This is a genomic window from Streptococcus sp. HMSC34B10, from assembly GCF_001839505.1.
In the GTDB taxonomy this organism is placed as follows: Bacteria; Bacillota; Bacilli; order Lactobacillales; family Streptococcaceae; genus Streptococcus; species Streptococcus peroris.
This window is the reverse complement of the sequence record NZ_KV841556.1, coordinates 321,835-337,467: the sequence shown is the minus strand read 5'-3', so window position 1 is coordinate 337,467 and position 15,633 is coordinate 321,835. Positions and strand designations below refer to the sequence as shown.

At 39.0% G+C, this 15,633-nt stretch carries 19 protein-coding genes; 1 reads left to right on the top strand and 18 read right to left on the bottom strand.

Annotated features, from left to right (window positions below):
- Window positions 1–109: 109 nt before the first annotated feature.
- Window positions 110–1,732, bottom strand: coding sequence for a putative polysaccharide biosynthesis protein (locus HMPREF3237_RS07270; protein ID WP_070889541.1), 1,623 nt, complete (start codon window positions 1,730–1,732; stop codon window positions 110–112).
- A 105-nt stretch (window positions 1,733–1,837) separates the two neighbouring features.
- Between HMPREF3237_RS07270 and HMPREF3237_RS07265 the strand changes: the two genes are divergently transcribed.
- On the top strand, window positions 1,838–3,283 hold the full coding sequence (locus HMPREF3237_RS07265) for a UDP-N-acetylmuramoyl-L-alanyl-D-glutamate--L-lysine ligase (protein ID WP_070889352.1): 1,446 nt from the start codon (window positions 1,838–1,840) through the stop codon (window positions 3,281–3,283).
- A gap of 31 nt (window positions 3,284–3,314) precedes the next feature.
- Here HMPREF3237_RS07265 and HMPREF3237_RS07260 read toward each other — a convergent pair whose 3' ends face one another.
- From HMPREF3237_RS07260 to HMPREF3237_RS07180, 17 genes are all read right to left on the bottom strand, one after another.
- Window positions 3,315–3,515 carry a CsbD family protein gene (locus tag HMPREF3237_RS07260; protein ID WP_070889351.1) on the bottom strand — a complete coding sequence of 67 codons (201 nt, stop codon included), beginning with the start codon at window positions 3,513–3,515 and terminating at the stop codon, window positions 3,315–3,317.
- Between the two features lie 97 nt (window positions 3,516–3,612).
- On the bottom strand, window positions 3,613–4,263 hold the full coding sequence (locus HMPREF3237_RS07255; RefSeq protein WP_070889350.1) for a DUF1803 domain-containing protein: 651 nt from the start codon (window positions 4,261–4,263) through the stop codon (window positions 3,613–3,615).
- Window positions 4,247–4,759 (bottom strand): YiiX/YebB-like N1pC/P60 family cysteine hydrolase, encoded by a 513-nt coding sequence (locus HMPREF3237_RS07250; protein ID WP_070889349.1) that lies wholly within the window; start codon window positions 4,757–4,759, stop codon window positions 4,247–4,249. Before HMPREF3237_RS07250 ends, HMPREF3237_RS07255 begins: the two co-directional genes overlap by 17 nt.
- Before the next feature lie 62 nt (window positions 4,760–4,821).
- Window positions 4,822–5,757 (bottom strand): manganese-dependent inorganic pyrophosphatase, encoded by a 936-nt coding sequence (locus tag HMPREF3237_RS07245; RefSeq protein ID WP_070889348.1) that lies wholly within the window; start codon window positions 5,755–5,757, stop codon window positions 4,822–4,824.
- A gap of 86 nt (window positions 5,758–5,843) precedes the next feature.
- Window positions 5,844–6,128 (bottom strand): GIY-YIG nuclease family protein, encoded by a 285-nt coding sequence (locus tag HMPREF3237_RS07240; protein ID WP_070889347.1) that lies wholly within the window; start codon window positions 6,126–6,128, stop codon window positions 5,844–5,846.
- Window positions 6,118–6,867, bottom strand: a complete 750-nt coding sequence (locus tag HMPREF3237_RS07235) for a tRNA1(Val) (adenine(37)-N6)-methyltransferase (RefSeq protein WP_070889346.1) — start codon at window positions 6,865–6,867, stop codon at window positions 6,118–6,120. The genes HMPREF3237_RS07240 and HMPREF3237_RS07235 overlap by 11 nt, the downstream gene beginning before the upstream one ends.
- A gap of 44 nt (window positions 6,868–6,911) precedes the next feature.
- Window positions 6,912–7,301 (bottom strand): S1 RNA-binding domain-containing protein, encoded by a 390-nt coding sequence (locus HMPREF3237_RS07230; protein ID WP_083801013.1) that lies wholly within the window; start codon window positions 7,299–7,301, stop codon window positions 6,912–6,914.
- Window positions 7,276–8,676, bottom strand: coding sequence for a Cof-type HAD-IIB family hydrolase (locus tag HMPREF3237_RS07225; RefSeq protein ID WP_070889345.1), 1,401 nt, complete (start codon window positions 8,674–8,676; stop codon window positions 7,276–7,278). Before HMPREF3237_RS07225 ends, HMPREF3237_RS07230 begins: the two co-directional genes overlap by 26 nt.
- Window positions 8,677–8,904: 228 nt before the next feature.
- Window positions 8,905–9,144, bottom strand: coding sequence for a 30S ribosomal protein S18 (gene rpsR / locus HMPREF3237_RS07220; protein ID WP_000068664.1), 240 nt, complete (start codon window positions 9,142–9,144; stop codon window positions 8,905–8,907).
- Window positions 9,145–9,175: 31 nt separating this feature from the next.
- Window positions 9,176–9,646, bottom strand: a complete 471-nt coding sequence (gene ssbA / locus HMPREF3237_RS07215) for a single-stranded DNA-binding protein SsbA (RefSeq protein WP_070889344.1) — start codon at window positions 9,644–9,646, stop codon at window positions 9,176–9,178.
- 11 nt (window positions 9,647–9,657) lie between these two features.
- The gene (gene rpsF, locus HMPREF3237_RS07210) at window positions 9,658–9,948 is read right to left on the bottom strand and encodes a 30S ribosomal protein S6 (RefSeq protein ID WP_002896497.1); all 291 of its coding nucleotides are present in this window, start codon (window positions 9,946–9,948) and stop codon (window positions 9,658–9,660) included.
- Between the two features lie 128 nt (window positions 9,949–10,076).
- Window positions 10,077–10,733 (bottom strand): CBS domain-containing protein, encoded by a 657-nt coding sequence (locus HMPREF3237_RS07205; protein ID WP_070889343.1) that lies wholly within the window; start codon window positions 10,731–10,733, stop codon window positions 10,077–10,079.
- A gap of 259 nt (window positions 10,734–10,992) precedes the next feature.
- Window positions 10,993–11,703, bottom strand: a complete 711-nt coding sequence (locus HMPREF3237_RS07200) for an ABC transporter ATP-binding protein (RefSeq protein WP_006151996.1) — start codon at window positions 11,701–11,703, stop codon at window positions 10,993–10,995.
- On the bottom strand, window positions 11,703–12,467 hold the full coding sequence (locus HMPREF3237_RS07195) for an ABC transporter ATP-binding protein (RefSeq protein ID WP_070889342.1): 765 nt from the start codon (window positions 12,465–12,467) through the stop codon (window positions 11,703–11,705). Before HMPREF3237_RS07195 ends, HMPREF3237_RS07200 begins: the two co-directional genes overlap by 1 nt.
- A complete protein-coding gene (locus HMPREF3237_RS07190) occupies window positions 12,467–13,423 on the bottom strand; it encodes a branched-chain amino acid ABC transporter permease (protein WP_070889341.1) in 957 nt (318 codons plus the stop codon). The genes HMPREF3237_RS07195 and HMPREF3237_RS07190 overlap by 1 nt, the downstream gene beginning before the upstream one ends.
- 3 nt (window positions 13,424–13,426) lie before the next feature.
- Window positions 13,427–14,296, bottom strand: a complete 870-nt coding sequence (locus tag HMPREF3237_RS07185; protein WP_070889340.1) for a branched-chain amino acid ABC transporter permease — start codon at window positions 14,294–14,296, stop codon at window positions 13,427–13,429.
- Window positions 14,297–14,412: 116 nt separating this feature from the next.
- Window positions 14,413–15,570, bottom strand: coding sequence for an ABC transporter substrate-binding protein (locus tag HMPREF3237_RS07180; protein ID WP_070889339.1), 1,158 nt, complete (start codon window positions 15,568–15,570; stop codon window positions 14,413–14,415).
- Window positions 15,571–15,633: the final 63 nt, after the last annotated feature.

The window sequence follows — 15,633 nt, the reverse complement described above, 5'->3', positions numbered from 1 at the left end:
TTTACATTTTTATTCATTTTTATGTTTTTTTCTTTTTTTTAATAAAAAATGAACAGTTTGAAGTTTTTAAGATAAAAAAGTTCAAACTGTTCGTTTTATTTATAAACGTTTATGATAATTTCAATCGTGCTCGTAACTGGTCAGCTTTTGCCTTTCCGATAACTTTATCCAAAAGTCGAGTATAAAGACTCATAGCTCCGTAGAGGCCACCACCAATTACACCGATTAGGGCGACATAGAAGAAGCTCCACAAACGTCCAGATGGTTGGAAGACAAATCCAAGAAGCCATTGTAAAAAGCCAACTAAGATAAACATAACTAGAGTCAAAATAGTGACTAAAATTGTTCTCTTCAAAATGATCTTTCGACGAGCTCCTGTTATCTGACAGACTTCACGATATATTAAAACAATTGGAATGATGAGACCGATGGTTGTTGAAATCAAAGGGCCATAACTATGGAAAATTGCTATGGCTGGCAATTGAAGAACAAGTTTAGCGATAGCTCCATAAACAAAATATAGAACTGCTTTGCGATTTCGAAACATGGCCTGAAGCATTGGTGATAAGACCATATACAGACCCAAGATAGTTGACTGCAAAACAGCAAAGACAAACAATCCCAAGGCTAGAGCATCTGGTTTTCCATAAAATACTGTATAAAGAGGCTCACCCACCATAACTACTCCAACTGTGGCAGGTAAAAGAAATAAGAAAAGCATGGTGATACTATTTTGAACTAGACGAGCAGCTGCTGGTAAATCACTCTTGACATAGTTCTCTGTTAGGAGGGGAAGGCCTACACCACCGATTGAAACTCCCACCGAAATTAATATCATGGTAATCTTATTAGGATTAGCAGAGAAATAAGAAAACATGACTACTAAGTCTTCATTACTGTAGTTGGTAAACCACTTCATGCTATTGATAAAGGTCATTTGATCCAGAATTTGGAAAAGTTGAATTGCTGAACCAGTTATAATAAAGGGAATAGCTTCCTTAATTGTGTCGATTAAAAGCTTCTTGCCATCAATCTTATCTCGCGCTTCAAATACTTTTTGAAGTAATCCTTCCTTAAATAGGAAATAAAGCAAGACTGCAAAACTTGCGACCATCCCAACAAAGGCTGCAAAGGTAGATTGAGTTACTGCAGATAGATAATCCTTCGAACCGAGCTTCATGATGATAAAGGTGGCTAAAAGCATCCAAATAACACGGATAACCTGCTCAGCGATTTGACTCATAGCGTAAGGTTTCAGGTTGTTCATCCCTTGGAAGAAGCCACGGATAACACTCATAGATGGAAAAATCAAGACAGCCCATGCTAGACTTTGCATAATGGGAATCAAATCTTTCCCCACACCCGAAAGATCAGCCAACCAAGGGGAAAACAGATACAGAACTAAAGCAAAGACAAAACCGAGCCCCGTCATAAAGCCGAGGAAACTTCGAATCAGGGCAAAACTATGCTCTTCTTCCTGCATAGTATTGTATTTAGCCACTTGCTTTGCAACCGCAACCGGAATTCCTGCTGTTGAAATTAGTAAGAACCATGCATAAATATTATACCCCATGGTAAAGAGGCCATTGGCCTTTGCCGCATAAGTTCCCATCCAGATATACCAGGGAATGATGTACACTGCTCCAAGTAAGCGACTGATAAAGTTACTAGCAGTTAGCCAAGCAGTCCCTCGTAACATCTGGGCTTGCTGATGATTAGTTTCGTTTGACATAGCTTCCTCATTCATATTTAATCACTAGGAAAAGTTCCTTATCTTCCATTATAAACTTTTCCTTGTTACTTGTAAATTTTGGGCTCGAAGTTTATAATAGAAAGTATGATAAAGATTGAAACTGTTTTGAATATTTTAAAAAAAGATGGTCTCTTCCGTGAAATTATCGACCACGAAAATTACCTCTATAACTACACGAATGTTACGTTTGATAGCATTAGCTATGATAGTCGAAAAGCCAAAGAAAACTGCCTCTTTTTTGCAAAGGGTGCAGCTTTTAAAGAAGAATATCTTGTGTCAGCTATCTCACAAGGTTTGGGCTGGTATGTAGCTGAAAAAGATTACCAAGTCGGTATCCCTGTCATTGTAGTTAATAACATCAAAAAAGCCATGAGTTTAATTGCCATGGAGTTTTATGGCAATCCTCAAAAGAAACTCAAAATTCTAGCCTTTACCGGAACTAAGGGGAAGACGACAGCAGCCTACTTTGCTTATCATATCTTGTCTCAACGTTACCCAACCGCGCTCTTGTCCACTATGAATACCACTTTAGATGGCAAGACATTCTTTAAATCTTCATTCTCAACACCCGAAAACATCGATCTCTTTGACATGATGGCACAAGCCGTTAAGAATAACCGTACTCACCTCGTCATGGAAGTTTCCAGTCAAGCTTACCTAGTTCACAGAGTTTACGGTTTAACCTTTGATGTTGGGGTATTCCTTAACATTACTCCTGACCATATTGGTCCCATTGAACATCCGACTTTTGAAGACTACTTCTACCACAAACGGTTACTGATGGAAAATAGTCGTGCTGTTGTAGTCAATAGTGATATGGACCACTTCAACCTTCTCAAAGAAGAAGTTGAACAAAAAGAACATGACTTTTATGGTAGCCAGTCTGATAATCAAATCAAAAATTCCAAGGCCTTTCGCTTTTCAGCTACTGGAAAATTGGCAGGAGATTATGATATCCAACTAATTGGACATTTCAACCAAGAAAATGCTGTTGCAGCTGGTCTTGCCTGTCTTCGTCTCGGAGCTAGTCTAGAGGATATCCAAAAAGGAATTGCTGAAACTCGAGTTCCAGGTCGTATGGAAGTTCTGACTCAGAAAAATGGAGCCAAGGTTATCATTGATTATGCCCACAATGGCGATAGTCTTACAAAACTTATCTCCGTTGTTGAAGAACATCACACCGGTAACATTGCACTCGTTCTCGGATCCACAGGAAACAAGGGAGAAAGTCGCCGAAAAGATTTCGGTCTTCTTTTAAACAAGCATCCTGAAATTCAAGTATTTCTCACCACAGATGATCCAAACTACGAGGATCCACGTGCAATCGCTGATGAAATCAGTAGCTACATTGAGCATCCCGTTAAAACAATCATCGACCGTGAAGAGGCCATTAAAACTGCAATGTCTGTTACCAGTCAACCACTAGATGCAGTCATCCTTGCAGGAAAAGGAGCGGATTGCTACCAAATCATCAACGGCGTAAAAGAAGAGTACCCGGGTGATGCAGCCATTGCCAAACGTTACTTATAAACCAAAAACAAGGGATTAAATCCCTTGTTTTTTAGTCTTCTTTTTTAAAAGAGTTTTTCAAACCATTTACTGCACCTTCAACAGTTTCTTTTACTTCTTCAGCTACTTCTTTTAGCTTAGCAACTGTTTTTTCTGTGGTACCTTCAGCTTGAGTTTTACTATCTCCAGTAAGTTTACCAAAACTTTCTTTAATAGAACCTTTAGCTTGGTCAAATTTATTTTCAACTGACATATATTTGTCTCCTTTTATTTTTCCGATAAAAATATCGATTGGTTTCAGTCTACCTTTATTCCTACTCAAAGTCAAACAAATAGCTCAAAAAGAAAAGTTAAATCAAAAAGAAAGTTAGCCTCTCCCGATCAAAATCAACTGCTAATTCGTACTTACTTGCATCATTTTTTCGAATATACCCTAAGATTTCTAAGCTATCCACAAAAATGTCTCGACGTTTTTGCTGGACTTGGTCTTTTTTAAGAAACTTGAGCAAAAAGGTTGTCATATACTTGAGAGCATACTCTGGATTAACATCTCCTAAAATCCCATAAAGCTCTTGCTGCTGTGCTGTTAAAGGATACTGATGTTTAACCTTATAAAAATAATTGGATAAGGTCATTTTTTGTCTTGCAAAGTCCGTCTTTTCCACTAAAAGTGCTGCATTCGTATGATTGCGCAATTCTGTTTGAAAAAGTTTCTCCTGTAATTCCTGATAGACTGAGCTCTCTTCTCTCACAAAGACTTCTCGATCCAGTTCAAGAGATTCCGTAGATTCTAGAAAGGGAAGATTGAGATAATAGCGTTTGTTCTCTCGTAAAATCAAGCCAGCCTTAATATATTCCTCCAAATACTTATCAACTGCGACTTCTGGATACTGAGCCTTGATTTCACGGAGAATAACATCATCATGCTGATCAAGATAGGCTATCAAATCTCTAAAGAATGGCTGTCGCGTCAAACGAGATGGATTAAAAATCTGAATCATAAAGATTCCTTTCTTTACAAACTAAAAGAGAAGATGCTGCTAATTGACTAGGATTGGTACCGGGCTGATTCAGAGGGACTGCTAGTCCTAGTTCTTTATAGTAGTCTCTCCAGAAATCACTGATTTCCTGCACATTATCCCCAAACTTCATGGGAATGGTCTCAAAAATGGGTAAGATGGCTGCAATATATTGGGAACAGTAAAAACCGGTTCCATCTGGGTAAAAGGAAGCATTATAGGGAACCCCTAAGTGGCTCTCTGCTTTCTTTTTGACCTCTTTGAGATCAATTCCCGGATAGCGATAAAGATCGTAGACTCGATCAGACTCAAAGAAATCTACCGGTTCTTGGCGGACAACACCTGCTTCTCCAGTAGCGTGATAAATAAAGCCGTCCAAAAAGATGGCCACATGGCTATAGTGACCAGTAGATTCCTGGATGGCCTGTCCTATTTCCGTATCTTCTCTCACAAAAATCAAATCGCCAGATTCTAACATACTTCTCTCCTAGCAAAAAAGGAGCCGAAACTCCTTTTAACGATGGGTTTCCCCACCTATCATTATGCATTAAAGCTTTCAGTCAATTGTGGTACCACTTGTTTCTTACGTGAAACAGCACCTGGAAGGAAAGCATGGTTGTTTTCAAGTTTGAAGCTGAAAGCTGCTTCTACCTTGTCCATATTAGCACCAAGAGCCAAAATTTCTGAGTTTGAGTTAACGATATCTGTAATCATCAAGACAAAGTCAGAGTAGCCGTTAGCTGCATTTGCAGCTTGGATAGCTGCTTCGATTTCAGCTTGGCGTTCCAAGACTTCAGCAATATCAACTGTATTGACTTGGGCAACACGAACCTTGTTACCATTCAATTCAAAAGTTTTCGCATCGATATCGATCAATTCTTCTGCCGATTTGCTTGCCAAGTTAGTCCCAGCTTTCAACATTGCAAGACCATATTCTTCCAAGTTCACACCAGCCAATTCTGCCAATTCAGGCGCAATCACTTTATCAGATGGGTGAGTGGTTGGAGATTTCAAAAGAAGGGTATCTGAAATCAAACCTGAAAGCATCAAACCAGCCAATTCTTTTGGTACTGCTACACTGTGTTCTTTGAACATGCGGTAAACAATAGAAGATGCTGATCCAACTGGTTCCAAACGCATGTAAAGTGGGCTTGCAGTTTCAAAGTTAGCCACACGGTGGTGATCGACCACACCGTAAACTTCAACTTCAGCGATATCTGACACTGATTGTTGGAATTCATTGTGGTCAGTCAAGATGACTTGTTCTGCACCTTCTGCTTTAGCTGATGTGATAACGCGTGGTGCCTTTACACCAAAATAATCCAATACAAAAGCTGTTTCTTCATTAGGAGTACCTAGAGCCACCGCTTCTGTATCCAAACCGTAAGCTTCCTTTGCAAGGTAAGCAAAAGCTACAGATGAACCGATAGCATCTGAATCTGGATTTTGGTGACCAAATACTAGAATCTTAGACATGATAATACCTCGTTTCTTTATTCTCTTTATTGTAGCATTTTTTTCAATTTTTGACAAAAGTAAGAGGAGCCCGAAAGGCTCCTTCACTACATTTCTATATCATCCGCAATGTTTTTATCTTGATTTTCTTTGAGATAGCTTTCTTTCTGTGCTCTCTTCTTACGTTTGAGAAGTGCCTCAGCGGACATAGCTTCTTCCTTACTGGTAAATCCTTCTGCATAGATGAGTTTTACTGGTAATCGGGCTCTTGTATACTTTGCTCCCTTGCCACTATTATGGACTGTGATTCGCTTTTTGACATCCGTTGTATAACCTGTATAGTAAGAACCATCGCAACACTCAACTACATACATATAAGCCTTAACTTCCATAGTAAATCTCTTGAACTTCTGGTGTATAAGTGCCATCATCATTGTGAATGATTAATGGTGGCAAAACCTTGAAGCCACTAGTGGAACCGTCTTTAATAGCTTCAATTAATAGCATATTAGCTTCCTTCTCACGCTTAGGATAAACAAATTGTAGACGTTTTGGAGCTAAATTGTGTTGTTGGAGCCTATCTAAGATATCTAGCAATCGATCTGGACGATGCACCATAACCAACCGGCCATTTGATTTGAGAATTTTTTGAGCACTTCTACAAATTTCTTCTAAATTAGTTGTGATCTCATGCCTAGCCAAAAGATAATGCTCGCTCTCGTTCAGATTAGAATGAGGATCTACCTTGAAATAAGGCGGATTGCATAAAATCATATCTACTTTGCTTCCTTGAAGATGATTAGGCATGTTTTTCAAATCATCACAAATGACCCGCATCTGTTCTTCTAAGCTATTTAAACGAACTGAGCGTTCTGCCATATCTGCTAGACGTTCTTGGATTTCTACAGATAGGATTTTCGCCTTGGTACGACTACTAGCAAAAAGTCCGACAGCCCCATTGCCTGCACAAAAATCCACAATTAAGCCCTTTTTAGGAAAACGTGGAAAACGTGATAAGAGGACACTATCCACCGAATAGCTAAAAACCTCTCTATTTTGAATGATTTTGATATCCGTAGAGAATAGTTGATTGATTCTCTCACCTGATTTTAATAACTGTTCTTCCATCATTTTTCCTAATTTGTCACGTCAGCTTCTTCACATATTTGAATGACCTAATGTTTCATCTCATTTAGATTCGAAAGAGCTTCTTTAGTCCATATTGGCATCATCTGTCCTAAAGGGGCAAAACCATATTTGTATCGATCGCTTGAAAAGCGTCTCCGTCTTGGTAGTTGATGTTTTTCTTCTTCTAAAGTACGGATGGAAAGACTAGCTTTCCCAGTAAACTCATCAAAATCAACCACTTGAACCTGTACTTCTTCACCAACTTTTAAAACGTCATGGATATTTTCTATAAATCCTGTCCGAATCTCTGAGATATGAATCAGTCCTGTCACTCCTGTTTCTAACTCAACAAAAGCACCATAAGGCTGAATCCCAGTAATACGGCCATTTAACTTATCACCGATTTTCATTTTAGTCCTCAATTTCAATCGTTTCAATGACTACATCTTCAACCGGCTTGTCCATTGCACCTGTTTCCACACCTGCAATAGCATCCAAAACCTTATAAGATGCTTCATCTGCAAGTTGACCGAAAACTGTATGACGGCGGTCTAAGTGAGGAGTTCCACCTTTTTCTGCATAAATTTCTGCAATTGGTTCTGGCCAACCACCACGAGCAATTTCTTTCTTAGAATATGGCAAGTGTTGATTTTGCACGATAAAGAACTGGCTACCATTTGTATTTGGTCCAGCATTAGCCATAGAAAGGGCTCCACGTACATTGTAAAGTTCTTCTGAAAACTCATCTTCAAATGACTGACCATAGATAGATTCACCACCCATACCTGTACCAGTTGGGTCCCCACCTTGAATCATAAAGTCTTTAATAATACGGTGGAAAATGACACCATCATAGTAACCATCTTTTGATAAAGCAATAAAGTTGGCTACTGTTTTTGGTGCATGTTCAGGGAAAAGCTTAATGTGCATATCTCCATGATTTGTTTTAATAGTCGCAATCGGACCTTCTACTGTTTCAATGTCTACTTGTGGAAAATGTAATTCTTTTTCTACCATACCAAATCCTTCTAAGGCATCAAAAATGCCGTTTTCTTCTAATGTTTTTGTAATATAATCTGCTTTTTCTTTGATGTTGTCATGAGAAATTCCCATAGCAACACTAATACCTGCATAATCAAAGAGTTCTGAATCGTTAAGACCGTCTCCAAAAACCATGACATTTTCAGGTTTAAGACCTAATTGGTCTACCACTTTGGCTACTCCAGTTGCTTTTGAACCAGAGATAGACACAACATCTGATGAATGTTCATGCCAGCGTACCATACGCAAAGTTGATGCTAAACTTTCAGGCAAAGTCAAATCATCTCCCTGATCCTCAAAGGTCCACATCTGATAAATATCTTCTTTTTGGTAAAAATCAGGGTCCACCTCTAAATCAGGATAAATTGGATCGATGGCCTGGCTAATCATCTCTGTTCGTCTAGATAATTTAGCCTCATGACTACCAACCAAACCGTAGTCAATTCCCACTTCCTTTGTCCAAGCAATATACTCCTCAACCTTATCTCTAGCGATTTTATGACTATACAGAACACTACCTTTTTTATCTTCAATATAGGCACCATTCAAGGTTACAAAGAAATCAGGCTTGAGGGCTTTAATCTCTGGTACGACGCCAAAAATGCCTCGACCAGTCGCAATTCCTGTCAAGATTCCTCTATCGCGCAATTGTTGAAATACTGTAGGAATAGTACTTGGAATAAAGCCAGTCTTTGAATTACGTAAAGTATCATCTATATCAAAAAAGATAACCTTAATCTTCTTAGCCTTGTATCTTAACTTGGCATCCATTGCAAGACCTCCTTAACTCACTCTATTCATTATACCATAAACTGATGAAATTCCCTACTAACCCTATCCAGCTTGTAAAAAAGCAGTCTACCCGAACCTCAACTCGCTCTCACATTTCCATGCTCGTGAAAAAAAGACCCAACCGGGTCTTAATTCGCTTTCTTGTTTTCAAGCTCATGAAAAAGAGGTCCACTGGACCTGAAAAAAAGACCCAACCGGGTCTTTTTTTTAATCTTCGTTTACGAAAGGCATCAAAGCCATTACGCGAGCGCGTTTGATAGCTGTTGTTACTTTACGTTGGTTTTTAGCTGAAGTTCCTGTTACACGACGAGGAAGGATTTTCCCACGTTCTGAAACGAAACGGCTAAGAAGCTCAGTATCTTTGTAATCAACATATTCAATTTTGTTTGCTGCGATGTAATCAACTTTTTTACGGCGTTTGAATCCGCCACGACGTTGTTGAGCCATGTTTTTTCTCCTTTATAGTATTAATTGTCCATTAGAATGGTAAATCATCATCTGAAATATCCAAAGGATTTGTTGTTCCGAATGGATTTTCATCACGTGAAAAGTCTGGTACTGAATTTGTAGGTGCTGCATTGTTAGCAGTTGGGGCTGTGTAAGCTCCGCCTGTATGTCCCTCACGCACGCTACGGCTTTCCAACATTTGGAAATTTTCAGCCACAACTTCGGTGATATAGACACGTTGTCCTTGCTGATTATCGTAACTACGAGTCTGAATACGACCTGTCACCCCGATAAGTGAGCCTTTTTTAGCCCAGTTAGCAAGATTTTCAGCCTGTTGGCGCCACATGACAACATTGATAAAATCAGTTTCACGCTCACCATTTTGACTCTTAAATGTACGGTTTACTGCAAGAGTAAAAGTAGCAACTGCTACATTTGATGGGGTATAACGCAACTCAGCGTCACGTACCATACGCCCTACAAGTACAACATTGTTAATCATAATCTACCTTCTTACGCGTCAAGTTTGACGATCATGTGACGAAGAATGTCAGCGTTGATTTTTGACAAACGGTCAAACTCTTTAAGAGCTGCGTCATCGTTTGCTTCAACGTTAACGATGTGGTAAAGTCCTTCACGGAAATCTTGGATTTCGTATGCAAGACGACGTTTTTCCCAATCTTTTGATTCAACAACAGTTGCACCGTTGTCAGTCAAGATAGAGTCAAAACGTGCTACCAAAGCGTTTTTCGCTTCTTCTTCAATGTTTGGACGAATGATATAAAGAATTTCGTATTTAGCCATTGATATGTTCCTCCTTTTGGTCTAATGACCCCAAGACATTGCAAGGGGTAAGTGAGGTTTGCTCACAATAAACTATTATACTAGAAAAAAATTTTTTTCGCAAGTGTAAAACAATAATAGTTTACTCTTTAGAGTTTTTTAGCAGAAGTTTTTACAATTTCATCTACGAGAATATCCTCTTCTTCGAATTTCTTCTTCAAGGAATTAAGATCAAGCGTTCCCTCAATTTGAACTTCAATAATGATCTTACCATCTTTACGTGGAATATTAACAGTATGAGAGATATTAAGATTTTCCTCAACGATTAAAGAAACAATCTTACCTAAAACTCCAACTTCATTTTCTGTGATAAAACGAACACGAATTCCCTCTTCACCATAGCCAGCAATTTCAAGAAAGGCTCTGAATACATCTCTATCCGTAATAACGCCGTATAGTTGGCCATTGTCAACAACTGGTAAAATACCAATCTTATTTTTTAGCATGAGATAAGTTGCATCTTCCAAACTTGCATAGCCTGAAACAGTAACAACATCACGAATCATGACATCTTTTACCTTTGTCTTGTTAAGCAAGTAGTTCATCTCAAAGATTGAAAGACTAGTTGCTTTAGATGGACTAGCTTCTGCTATTGTACCTTCCGTTACAAGGCCTACTAATTTATCATTTTCAATAACAGGAAGACGGTGTAAGCCTTGTTCACGCATCAAATCGGCTGCGTGTGCTACATTTGTATCTGGACTAATATAAACGACCTTGCGAGTCATAAAATCTTTAACTGCCATAGGAAATCTCCTTTATATTTATAGTTTTATTATACACTTTTTGCGAAAAGCTATCAAACGCTTTCATTTCTTTTTCAAGATTCAGAAAAATCTGAAGGACTTTACGAAAAAGAGCTCAACTTAGAGCCCTTGATTTTATACTTATGTAGATTGTATGATTGCTTTGCAATCTTTATCCGCCGACTAAAAAGCTCCCCCAGACTAATGTGGATTGCTTGGCAATCTTTATCTGCCGACTAAAAAGGTCCCCTAGACCTTTTTAGCCACCTAGATATGCTTTTCTGACTTCGTCTGATGCTGCGAGTTCTTTTCCTGTTCCTGATAGGACAATCTTTCCTGTTTCAAGTACATAGCCTCTATCTGCAATAGCAAGTGCTTTATTGGCATTTTGTTCAATCAAGAGAACGGTTGTTCCTTGTTTTTGGATATCCTGGATAATATCAAAAATTTCTTGGATAAAAATCGGAGCAAGTCCCATTGATGGTTCGTCTAACAAAAGAAGTTTCGGTGTTGACATGAGCGCACGTCCCATAGCAAGCATCTGCTGTTCACCACCAGAGAGGGTAGCTGCATCTTGGTTTTTTCGTTCTTCCAAACGTGGAAAACGTGAAAAGACTTTTTTTAGATTTGCTTGGTTTTCTTCTCGATTTTTCTTTAGAAAGGCACCCATCTCCAAATTTTCCAAAACAGTCAAACCAGGGAAGACATGACGTCCTTCTGGTACTTGAGAAAGTCCTGATGCCACAATCTTTTGTGCAGGCATCTTTTGGATTTCTTGCCCCAAAAACTCAATTCGACCAGAACTTGGACGAACAAGGCCTGACAAGGTACGAAGAATGGTTGTTTTACCAGCTCCATTAGCACCGATGAGGGAAACAACTTCTCCTTCATTGACTTCAAAGCTCACATCACGTACAGCTTGAATCATACCGTAGTGTACTGAGAGGTTTTCAACTTTTAACATAGACATTAGACTTCACCTCCTAGATAAGCTTCGATAACTCGTTTATTGCTCTTAATTTCTTCTGGAGTTCCATGTGCAATCAAGCGACCGTACTCAAGGACGTAGATACGCTCAGTAACTTCCATGACCAAGTTCATATCATGTTCAATCAGCATGATAGTAATGTTGAATTCATTCTTGATGCGACGAATCAACTCAGTCAATTCTGCAGTTTCTTGTGGATTCATACCCGCTGCAGGCTCATCCAAAAAGAGAATTTTAGGTTCTGTAGCAAGGGCACGAACAATTTCCAAACGACGTTGTTGGCCATAAGCAAGATTTTTGGCAAGAGTTTGAGCATCCTTATCGAGTTCAAAAATCTTCAGCAAGTCCATCGCTTTTGTTTCTAGTTCTTCTTCGTTCTTGTAATAGGCAGGTAAACGGAAGAAACTAGCCAAAACATGCTTTTTATGATGATTGCTAAAAGCAATCAAAACATTCTCTAAAACTGTCAAATCCTTAAAGAGGCGAATATTTTGGAAGGTGCGGCTAAGTCCTAGAGAGGCAATCTTATAGGGCTGTTTCCCATTTAATAAATGTCCATCCAAGGTTACTGTCCCTTCACTTGGTTCATAAACTCCTGTCAACAAGTTGAAAAGAGTTGTTTTACCAGCTCCATTTGGACCAATCAAGCCAACAAGTTCCCCTTCATTTAATTCAAGAGTTACATCTCCAACAGCCGTTAAACCACCAAAATGCTTGGTTAAATTTTTTACTTCAAGTAATGCCATTAGTTTTGTCCCTCCTTCTTACCTTTTTTAAAGAGGCGTGACAGACTTAATTCCCATGTTCCAAGAAGACCACCTGGTCTGAAAATCATAACAAGTACCAAAGCCAGAGCATAAATAATCATACGAACGCTAGCCACATCTTGGAGAAGCATATTCAAAATTCCAAGAACAATAGCAGCAACAATTGACCCTGTAATTGATCCTAAGCCACCAAATACGACGATAATCAAGATATTGATGGAGCTGATAAAGGTATAATCCTTTGGAACTACAGAACCGATAAATCCAGCTTGGAGAGAACCTGCAATACTTGCTGTAATGGCTCCGAAAACAAAGGCAATGATTTTAATTTTAGTGGTATTGACACCTACAGACTCTGCTGCAATTTCGTCTTCACGAACAGATAAGGTCGTTCTCCCAATCGGACTACGAAGAAAATTCAAAGTCGCTATCGTCGTAAGGACTGCAAAAATATAAACCATTGGCCAGCTTGTGAAATTTGGAATTCCTAAAATCCCAGCAGCACCATTAGTAAGACTTCCACCGTTTATGATGAAAATACGAATAATTTCTGCAACACCCAGAGTTGCAACAGCAAGATAATCACCTTTTAAGCGAAGCGTTGGAATTCCGACAATCAAAGCAACAGCTCCAGATATCAAGGCTCCTAGCAACATTGCTCCAAAGAAAGCACCATAAGTAGGAGATTTAGATCCGATAATAGCTGCAGCATAGGCACCAATTGCCATAAACCCAGCATGTCCCAGTGAAAACTGACCTGAGAAACCAACGATGAGGTTCAGACCAACAGCAAGGATAATATTAATACCGATTTGTTCTAAAATCTGGATATAGAAAAGATTGAGGACCCCGGCTAAAACTAAAACTTGGATCAAGATAAAACCTGCGACCAAAAGACCAAGCCAGGCTAAATTTGCTTTTAAATTTTGTTTCATGGCTTACACCTTCTCTTTCACATTTTTACCAAGAATACCTGCTGGTCTTACAATCAAGATCAACAATAAGATTCCAAACACAATCGCATCACGGAAATCAGACATACCAAAGGCCGTTGCGAATGTTTCCAATAGACCAATTACAAAACCTCCAAGAGCTGCACCAGGGATGATACCGATACCACCAAGAACGGCAGCAACGAAAGATTTAATACCTGGAGTCATTCCCATCAATGGTTCGAGAGAGTTGTAATAAAGGGCAATCAAGACACCTGCTGCCCCAGCCAGAGCTGAACCTAATGCGAAAGTAAAACTGATAGTGCGATTTACATTAATCCCCATCAACTGAGCTGCATCGCTATCTACAGAAACGGCACGCATAGCTTTCCCCATCTTGGTTTTTTGTACGATAAGTTGCAAAAGAATCATTAAGACAATCGAGACAGTCAAAATCAACAATTGGATATTAGTAAGACTAATTGGCCCCAAGTCGTATCGTACAGTTTGGATTGCTTGAGGGAAGGCACGTGTATTGGCACCCACCAGATAGACCATTCCATATTCCAATAAGAAGGATACCCCGATAGCTGTAATCAGTACAGAGATACGAGTTGAATGACGCAGTGGGCGATAAGCTAGAAACTCAATGATAACACCGAGAATGGCTGAACCAATCATCGATAAAATTAAAGCTAAAAAGAAATTTAATTGTAGGGAATTAATCAAGAAATAACCCATGAAAGCACCCATCATGTAGATATCACCGTGGGCAAAGTTAATGAGTTTGATAATTCCATAAACCATGGTATAACCCAAGGCTAGCAGCGCATAAACACTCCCTAGGATCAAACCATTGACAAGTTGTTGAAGCATATGGTTCACTCTTTCTAATTATTTTTCTTAGGATTTATATAAAAAAATAATCCCTTTATAAACACCGAAACAGGGAGTGAGTAAAAGCTCATTCCCCATTTACGATATCTATAAAATTAAGGTTTTACGACTTCTGCCGCTTCTACTTTACCATTATTCATGGTCATCATGAAGGCTGTTTTCACAGTGTTGTGATCTGCATCAAAGCTTGTTTGGCCTGTAACACCTTCGAAGTTTTGTGTTTTAGCAAGGTTGTTCTTGAGATCAACTGAAGTTTTTGCACCTTTTGCTGCGTTAGCTACAAGGTAAACTGAGTCATAAGCAAGAGCTGCAAATGTTGAAGGATCTTCGTTGTATTTTGCACGGTAAGCTTCAAGGAAGGCTTTTGCTTTATCTGAAACATCAACAGTAGTTGAGAATCCTGAGATGAAGTAGATATTTGATGCGCGTTCAGCAGTTGCTTGTTGAACAAACTCTTCACCATTGAAGCCATCACCACCGATGATTGGTTTATTGATTCCCATACCACGAGCTTGGTTTACAATTTTACCAGCTTCTGTGTAGTACCCTGGCAAGACAATCGCATCAAAATCTTTGTCTTTAATTTTTGTCAAAGCTGCTTGGAAATCTGTATCTCCTGATACGAAGGTTTCGTCTGCAACAATTTCGCCTTGATAAGAATCACGGAAGGCTTTTGCAACACCCTTAGCGTAATCGCTTGAGTTATCAGAATACAAGACAACTTTCTTAGCGTTCAATTTGTTTGAAACATAGTTTGAGATAATCTTTCCTTGGTAGCTATCTTGGAAGGTACCAATGAAAAGGTAGTCTTGACCTTTTGTAAGTCCATCTTGAGTAGCACTAGGTGAAATCAATGGAACTGCTGCTTTAGTAGCATTTGCTACAGATGCAGCAGTTGCACCTGATGTAGCAGGTCCGACAACTACTGATACTTTTGATTGAGTTACAAGGTTAGTTGTAACAGACGCAGCTTCAGCTGTTTCAGATTTATTATCTTTATCAACTACTTCGATTTTTTTACCGTCAACACCACCAGCCGCGTTGATTTCATCAACAGCAAGTTGAGCACCTTTTTGTTCAGATGTTCCGTAGGCCGCTACTGCTCCAGTTTCCTCAAAGTTGAAACCAACTTTAATCGTATCTCCAATTGTATTACCAGTTGCATTTGATGCACCTGATTTTACTTCACCACACGCAGCAAGAACTGCTACACTTGCAAGAGCTACAAGTGAGAATGCAAATTTTTTCTTCATGTTTATCTCCTTTTTGAATTCATAATTCATTTATATGTTAAGAATATACCGAATTATCTGACA